This window comes from Heterorhizobium halophytocola (assembly GCF_017873095.1).
GTDB lineage: Bacteria > Pseudomonadota > Alphaproteobacteria > Rhizobiales > Rhizobiaceae > Allorhizobium > Allorhizobium halophytocola.
Genome location: NZ_JAGGJU010000009.1, coordinates 271,734 through 279,305, shown reverse-complemented (window position 1 = coordinate 279,305; position 7,572 = coordinate 271,734). Strand labels below are relative to the sequence as shown.

The following is a 7,572-nucleotide window of genomic DNA, read 5'->3' as shown; positions in this document are numbered from 1 at the left end:
CGACTTTTGTCAAAAAACTGTCGTTTTCTGCAAGTATATGATTTTCAACGGTAAAATTGAAAATTGCGAGCTAAGGTCAAGAATCCGGCAACCCAGGATAAGCGTTACTCGCAGGCTTACATATGGAGATTGCGCGGCCCGGTTCAAGAGGGGCCGCGCCAGCTGCGGCATCTCAGCAGAGGGCAGCGGCGAGGCCGCGCTCTGCTTCGTGGTTACCCTCTCTTGCACCGCCCCACCACCTTCATTACAGATTGAAGGGTCGCGGCTCGTCCGCGTCCGCATGCCCCCGACCCGGCTATCGAAGGAGCGGGGTCATGCGTTCGAAAGTGATGGTTTCACCCGCGCGGGAGCGAGGGTGGATGAAAAGGGAATACGGTGAGGACTACCCATCAGGGGCCGAAACCGTGGCTGCCCCCGCAACTGTGAGCGGAGAGCGACGTCCAACATGCCATTGGCCAGAGCAGGCCGATAAGGCGGACCGAGCCTAGACCCGCAAGCCAGGAGACCTGCCATCCGATCTGCCACGATGTCGTGGCTTCAACTTGTCCCCGCGCGGTGGGCGCGGCAGAAAGGATATATTATGCATATCGAACCCGGTGTCGTCGACGGCGCCAAGATCGTCCTCAGCTATGCAACGGCGGCGGCCTCCTTCGGCTTGCTCGGCAAGATGGCCCTCGACACGATCCGCAAGGATCGGGGCGTCGCAGCCCTTGCCAGCCGCAGCGTGATCACCACCGCCCTGGTGTTCTGCTTCTTCCAGGTCCTGCCGCACCATCCGGTCGGCGTGTCGGAAGTGCACCTCATCCTCGGCTCGACACTCTATCTGATGTTCGGCGCGGGACCGGCGGCCGTCGGGCTTGCCATGGGGCTTCTTCTCCAGGGCCTGTTCTTTGCACCGTTCGACCTTCCGCAATACGGAATGAATGTCACCACGCTGCTGGTGCCGCTGTTCCTGATTTCAAAGGTTGCCGCCCGGATCATTCCGGCAAGCACGGCCTATGTCGATGTCTCCTATCGCCAGACGCTTGCCCTTTCGACCGCCTATCAGGGCGGCATCGTCGCCTGGGTCGCCTTCTGGGCGCTCTATGGCCAGGGCTTTGCGCTTGCCAATGTCCAGCATATCGCAAGCTTCGGTGTCGCCTATATGAGCGTCATCCTGGTGGAGCCGCTGATCGATCTGGCGGTCCTGGCAGGCGCCAAGTCGCTGGGCAAGGCAACCAAGTCGGCGCTGTTCAACACAAGGCTGCACGCCGCGACCTAAGCTACACACTGCCGAGCAAACCGAAGCGCGCGACCGGTCCGTCGCGCGCTTTTCCTTTGAATGGCTGCAGAAATTGCGCTACCGCCACGGCCATGAATTCTCGCAATGCCCTCGTCGAGAAGCAAAGGCCATTCAGGAGGCGACACCTTGCGCATTTTGTCGGACGCCCATTTCCCGGAACTCCCAGGCTATTATCGCGGCAAGGTGCGGGAAAACTACGACCTTCCCGACGGCCGCCGCATCATCATCTCGACCGATCGGCTGAGCGCCTTCGACCGGATCCTCGCCTGCATACCCTATAAGGGGGAAGTGCTGACCCAGACGGCGCGCTACTGGTTCGACGCGACGCGTGACATCTGCCCCAACCATGTCCTCGATTATCCCGATCGCAATGTCGTGGTCGGCAAGCGGCTCGACATCCTGCCGGTCGAGGTCGTCGTGCGCGGCTATCTGGCCGGCACCACCGGCACCTCGATCCTGACGATGTACAAGAAGGGTGAGCGCCGGATGTACGGCATGACCTTGCCGGACGGCATGCGCGACAACCAGAAACTGCCGGCGCCGGTCATTACCCCGACCAGCAAGGAATTCGACGGGGGCCACGATGCGCCGCTGACGCCGGACGAGATCGTCTCGAAGGGCCTGCTGAGCGAAGCGCAGTGGGAAACCCTTTCGCGCTATGCGCTCGCGCTCTTTGCCCGCGGACAGGAACTCGCAGCGCAGAACGGCCTGATCCTGGTCGACACCAAATATGAATTCGGCACCGACGAAACCGGCCGGATCATCCTCGCCGACGAGATCCACACGCCCGACAGCAGCCGCTACTGGATTGCCGACAGCTATCAGCAAAGCTTCGACAAGGGCGAGCGCCCGGCAAGCTTCGACAAGGATTTCGTGCGTGCCTGGGTGGCCGAACGTTGCGATCCGTATAATGATCCGATCCCGGAGATCCCGCAGGCACTGATCGCGGAAACGTCGCGCGTCTATATAGAAGCCTATGAGCGCATCACCGGTCAGCGCTTCATACCGGACGAAAGCGGCGCGACGCCGCTCGATCGTGTCCGCGGTCATCTCGCGGCTTACTTCTAGGAAGGACCTCTGGCCTTGCCTCTCGCTTCGAAGCACGCGGCTGCATCTGTCCAGCCCTCGTTCATGGCAGACAAGTCCGTCCGTCGGCCGCGCCGGCGCGCATCGGAAACGCGCCAGGACATTCTCGACACGGCCGAAACCCTTTTTCGCGCGCGTGGCTACGCGTCCGTCGCCATGGCCGACGTTGCCGCAGCGCTCGACATGTCCCCGGCAAATGTCTTCAAGCATTTCCGCACCAAGAGCGACCTGGTCACGGCGATCACGCTCAGACATCTCGAGACGGCCATTGACCGGCTGGCACGCCTGGAAAGCACGGGGCCGGCGCCGACCCGCATGCGCCGTCTGATCGGCGACCTGATGGAAGCCCATCTGGGCGACCTCGAGGATCGTCCGCATCTTTTCGAGATGGTGATGATGGCGACCCATGAAGAGCAGGTCTGCAGCGAACGCTACTGCGAAATGATGACGACGGCGATCCGACAGATCATCGAGGACGGCTGCCGGGAGGGCAGCTTCAAGGTCGACGATCCCGAGAGGGCGGCGCGCGCGACCTTTTACAGTTGCAACGCCCTCTTGCATCCGCTGCTGCTGCGCCACACCAGCACTGACAAATTGGCAACACGTCTGGACGAAGTTCTCTGGCTGGTGATTGCTGCACTGCAACCGTCTTGATAGGTGACGGTTTGTCGATTACGTCACTTGCAGCGCAACGACAGATTCAGGGGCGTGGCTCGGCGTGCTTGCGCGTCGGCGCCCCGTGAGCTTCGCATGCTAGACCCGTCCAACGCATTTTCCAGGATCCGGACTGAATAATGAAAAGATCGATCAGGCTCGCCTCCACCCTCGCGCTTCTGTCCGCCATACTTGTCGGCTGCAATGACGAAAAGAGCAGTGGCGGCGCGCCCGGCCAGGGGGCCGAAAGGCCGCCGACCCCGGTCAGCGTCCTGATCATGAAGAAGGGCGACCATGAGCTGACCTCCGTCCTGCCGGGCCGTGCTACGGCGTATCAGGTCGCCGACATCCGCCCGCGTGTCAGTGGCGTGATCAAAAAGACCGCCTTCCGCGAAGGCAGCACCGTCAAGGCCGGCGATCTGCTCTACAAGATCGAGGACGACACCTATCAGGCGTCCGTCGCCGAAGCCGAGGCCACGCTGGCCCGCGCGGAAGCCAGTGTGCCGACCGCAAAGCAGAACCTGGCGCGCTACGAGCGACTGGTCAACAGCGGCGCCACCCAGATCGAATATGACAATGCCAAGGTGACGCTGCTGCAGGCGCAGGCCGATGTCGCCGAGGCCAAGGCAGCGCTGCAATCCGCGCAGATCAATCTCGACCTGACGGATGTGCGCGCCCCGTTTGACGGTGTGACAAGTGCGTCCGCCTTCTCTGTCGGCAATGTGGTGACCGCCAACCAGACCGATGCGCTGATGACGCTTCGCCAGCTCGACCCGATCTATATCGAGCTGACCGAATCGAGCACCAACCTGTTGAAGCTGAAGAAGGCGATCGCGGACGGCCAGTTGAACCAGAGCGGCTCGACCAGCATCTCCCTGATGCTGGAAGACGGCATCAACTATCCGCAGAAGGGCGAGCTGGACATGTCGGAAATGGCGGTCAGCGAGACGACGGGCACCTATTCGATCCGCGCCCTTTTCAAGAATCCGAACGAACTGATCCTGCCGGGCATGTATGTCCGCGCCCAGGTCTCTCTCGGCCACGAGCAGGGTTACCTGATCCCGCAGCTGGCCGCGACGCGCAATGCGCGCGGCGAATTGCAGGCGAAGTTCGTGACTGCCGACAACAAGGTCGAGACCCGCCTGTTCGAAAACGGCAAGACCTCCGGCAATTCCTGGATCGTCACCGACGGCGTCAAGGATGGCGACAAGCTGATCGTCGATGGCTTCCAGTGGATCGCCGACGGTGCCGCCGTCAAACCGGTGGAAGCGACCGTGGATGAAAATGGTCTGGTTGTCGAAGACAAGAAATCCGAGGCTCCCGAAGCCAAGTCCGAGGCAAAGCCCTGAGCGGGCCGTCCTGGGATCAATCGAGGCAAAGGGTTCAATAAATGGCCAACTTCTTCATCCATCGCCCGATCTTCGCCTGGGTGATTGCCATCGTCATCATGCTGGGCGGCGCCCTTGCCATCAGCACATTGTCGATATCGCAATATCCGGAAATCGCGCCCACCACGGTGCGCATCTCGGCCACCTATAGCGGCGCCAGTGCCGACACGGTCGAAAAATCGGTGACCTCGGTGATCGAGGACGGCCTGACCGGCCTCGACGACCTTACCTATATGACGTCGACCTCGGCCACCGGCCGGTCGAGCGTCCAGCTGACCTTCGGCAACAGCATCGATCCCGATATCGCCCAGGTCCAGGTGCAGAACAAGCTGCAGCTCGTGCAGTCGCAATTGCCGGACGTGGTGATCAACCAGGGCATCACCGTTACCAAGTCGAATGACAGCATTCTTCTGGTCGGCGCGCTGGTCTCCTCCGACGGCAAGCGCAACTCGGTCGATCTCGGCGATATCTTCAGCACGCAGATCGAGGACCAGATCCAGCGGCTCGAAGGTGTGGGCAGCGTCCAGGTCTTCGGCTCGGGCTATGCCATGCGGATATGGCTCGATCCGTACAAACTGCATAAATTCCAGCTGACTCCGACCGATGTGACCAGCGCGATCTCGGCGCAGAATACCCAGGTCTCCGTCGGCTCGATCGGCGCCCTGCCGGTCGTCAAGGGCCAGGAAATCAACGTCACGGTTACGGCCCAGAGCCAGCTGCAGAAGGTCTCCGACTTCGAGCGGATCATCCTGAAGGTCGAGGAAGATGGGGCGACGGTGCGCCTGAGCGATGTCGCCCGCATCGAGATCGGCCAGGAAAGCTATGCGACGGAAACCCGCGCGAACCGCAATCCGGCAACCGGCTTTGCGGTCAATCTGGCAACCGGCGCCAACGCGCTCGACACTGCCGCGCGCGTCAAGGCGACGCTGTCGTCGATCGGCCCCTCGCTTCCGAAGAATGTCGAGATCGCCTATCCTTACGACACCTCGCCCTTCGTGCAGCTGTCGATCGAGAAGGTTGTCCATACCCTGATCGAAGCGATCGTTCTGGTCTTCTTCGTTCTGCTGATCTTCCTGCAGAACCTGCGCGCCACCTTCATTCCGATGATCGCCGTGCCGGTCGTGCTGCTCGGCACCTTCGGCATCCTGGCCGTGACGGGATATTCGATCAACACGCTCACCATGTTCGCCATGGTGCTCGCCATCGGCCTTCTCGTCGACGATGCGATCGTGGTGGTGGAAAACGTCGAGCGAATCATGGCCGAAGAAGGCCTGTCTCCGATGGAGGCAACCGAGAAGTCGATGGGGGAAATCACCGGCGCGATCGTCGGCATTGCACTTGTGTTGACCGCCGTGTTCATTCCGATGGCGTTTTTCGGCGGATCGACGGGTATCATCTATCGCCAGTTCTCCGTCACCATCGTTTCCGCCATGCTGCTGTCGGCGCTGGTGGCGATCGTGCTGACACCGGCTCTTTGCGCCAGCATGCTGAAGCCGATTGCGCATGGCCACGACCGCAAGGGGCCGGCCGGCTGGTTCAACCGTGGTTTCGACCGGGCGACTGGCGGCTATACCTCGACTGTCGGCTATCTCCTGCGGCGTCCGATCCGCGTGATGCTGATGTTCCTGCTGGTTGTCGGCGGCTGCGCCTTCATCTTCATGCGCCTGCCGTCGTCATTCCTGCCCCAGGAAGACCAGGGCGTTCTGATGACCATCGTCCAGTTGCCCAATGGCGCAAGCCAGGCGCGCACGACCGAAGTCGTCAAGAAGATCGAGAACTATTACATCGACAAGGAAAAGGACACGGTCCAGGACGTCTTTGCCGTCATGGGCTTCAGCTTCACCGGCCAGGGGCAAAACTATGCCATGGTCTTTGCCAAGCTGAAGGACTTCGACGATCGCACCGAGGCGAACCAGTCGGCATCCGCCCTCGTGCAACGGGCTGGTAGCTATTTCTTCACGCTTCGCGACGCGCAGGTCTTCCCGCTGCAGCCGCCGGCCATTCCGGGCCTCGGCACCTCGAGCGGCTTTTCGATGTATCTGGTCGATACCGGCAATACCGGCATCGATGCGCTGACTGCGGCATCCAACAAGCTGATCAAGCTCGGCTCGGACGACCCGATGGTGGCCTCGCTGCGCTCCAACAGCCCGGCGGCCGAAAGCCAGCTGAAGATCCTGCTCGATCAGGAGAAGATGGGCGCGATGGGGCTCGACATATCCACCGTCAACTCCATGCTCTCGACCATATTTGCCGGCCGCGACGTCAACGATTTCACGCTGAACAACAAGCTGAAGCCGGTCTATGTGCAGGGCGACGCGCCGTATCGCATGCAGCCTGACGACATCAATCACTGGTATGCCCGCAATGGCAGCGGCGAGATGGTGCCCTTCTCGTCCTTTACCTCCAGCAAGTGGGAGGCAGGCCCGCCGACGCTGGCACGGTATAACGCCGTCAGCGCCATCTCGCTGGATGGTGCCGCCGGACCGGGTATCAGCTCCGGCGATGCCATGGACGAGATGGAAAAGCTCACCGCCGGTCTCGGTGGTGGCTATACCGCTGCCTGGACGGGCATTTCATACCAGGAACGCCTGTCCGGATCGCAGGCGCCGATGCTCTATGCGCTCTCCGTTCTGATCGTGTTCCTGTGCCTTGCTGCGCTCTATGAAAGCTGGTCGATACCGTTCTCCGTCATCATGGCGGTGCCGGTCGGCGTGCTCGGCGCACTGTCGGCTGCCTACTTCCTGGGTCAGTCGAACGACGTCTACTTCAAGGTCGGGCTGCTGACGACGATCGGTCTGGCGGCGAAGAATGCGATCCTGATCGTGGAATTCGCCAAGGACCGGATGGAACAGGGAAGCGGCCTGGTCGAGGCGGCGAAAGAGGCGGCAAGGCTGCGTCTGCGTCCCATCGTGATGACCTCGCTTGCCTTTATCCTCGGTGTTCTGCCTCTTGCCATTGCGCGCGGTGCAGGCTCTGCGGCGCAGAACTCCATCGGCATCGGTGTTCTGGGCGGGATGCTTTCTGCAACAGTCATCGGAATTTTCTTCGTGCCATCCTTCTTTGTTGTCATTCTGCGGTTGGCAAAGCGTGGAAAAACCGAAAAGACAGTCGTCGCCGAATAAACGAATTGTTATCCATAGTTCGCTACCATGTCAGCTGGCA

The 7,572-nt window shown here is 61.3% G+C and carries 5 protein-coding genes and 1 riboswitch; all 5 genes read left to right on the top strand.

Annotated elements, in window-relative coordinates; translation table 11 throughout:
• Positions 1 to 313: 313 nt before the first annotated feature.
• Positions 314 to 528, top strand: a riboswitch (cobalamin riboswitch).
• A gap of 52 nt (positions 529 to 580) precedes the next feature.
• Positions 581 to 1,261, top strand: coding sequence for an energy-coupling factor ABC transporter permease (locus J2Z17_RS17310; RefSeq protein ID WP_209946874.1), 681 nt, complete (start codon positions 581 to 583; stop codon positions 1,259 to 1,261).
• A 147-nt stretch (positions 1,262 to 1,408) separates the two neighbouring features.
• Positions 1,409 to 2,350, top strand: coding sequence for a phosphoribosylaminoimidazolesuccinocarboxamide synthase (locus tag J2Z17_RS17305; RefSeq protein ID WP_209946873.1), 942 nt, complete (start codon positions 1,409 to 1,411; stop codon positions 2,348 to 2,350).
• Positions 2,351 to 2,413: 63 nt separating this feature from the next.
• Entirely contained in the window at positions 2,414 to 3,022 is a 609-nt protein-coding gene (locus J2Z17_RS17300) for a TetR/AcrR family transcriptional regulator (RefSeq protein ID WP_209946872.1), read from the top strand.
• Between the two features lie 140 nt (positions 3,023 to 3,162).
• Entirely contained in the window at positions 3,163 to 4,371 is a 1,209-nt protein-coding gene (locus J2Z17_RS17295) for an efflux RND transporter periplasmic adaptor subunit (RefSeq protein ID WP_209946871.1), read from the top strand.
• A gap of 41 nt (positions 4,372 to 4,412) precedes the next feature.
• Positions 4,413 to 7,532 carry an efflux RND transporter permease subunit gene (locus J2Z17_RS17290; protein ID WP_209946870.1) on the top strand — a complete coding sequence of 1,040 codons (3,120 nt, stop codon included), beginning with the start codon at positions 4,413 to 4,415 and terminating at the stop codon, positions 7,530 to 7,532.
• The last annotated feature ends 40 nt before the right edge of the window (positions 7,533 to 7,572 follow it).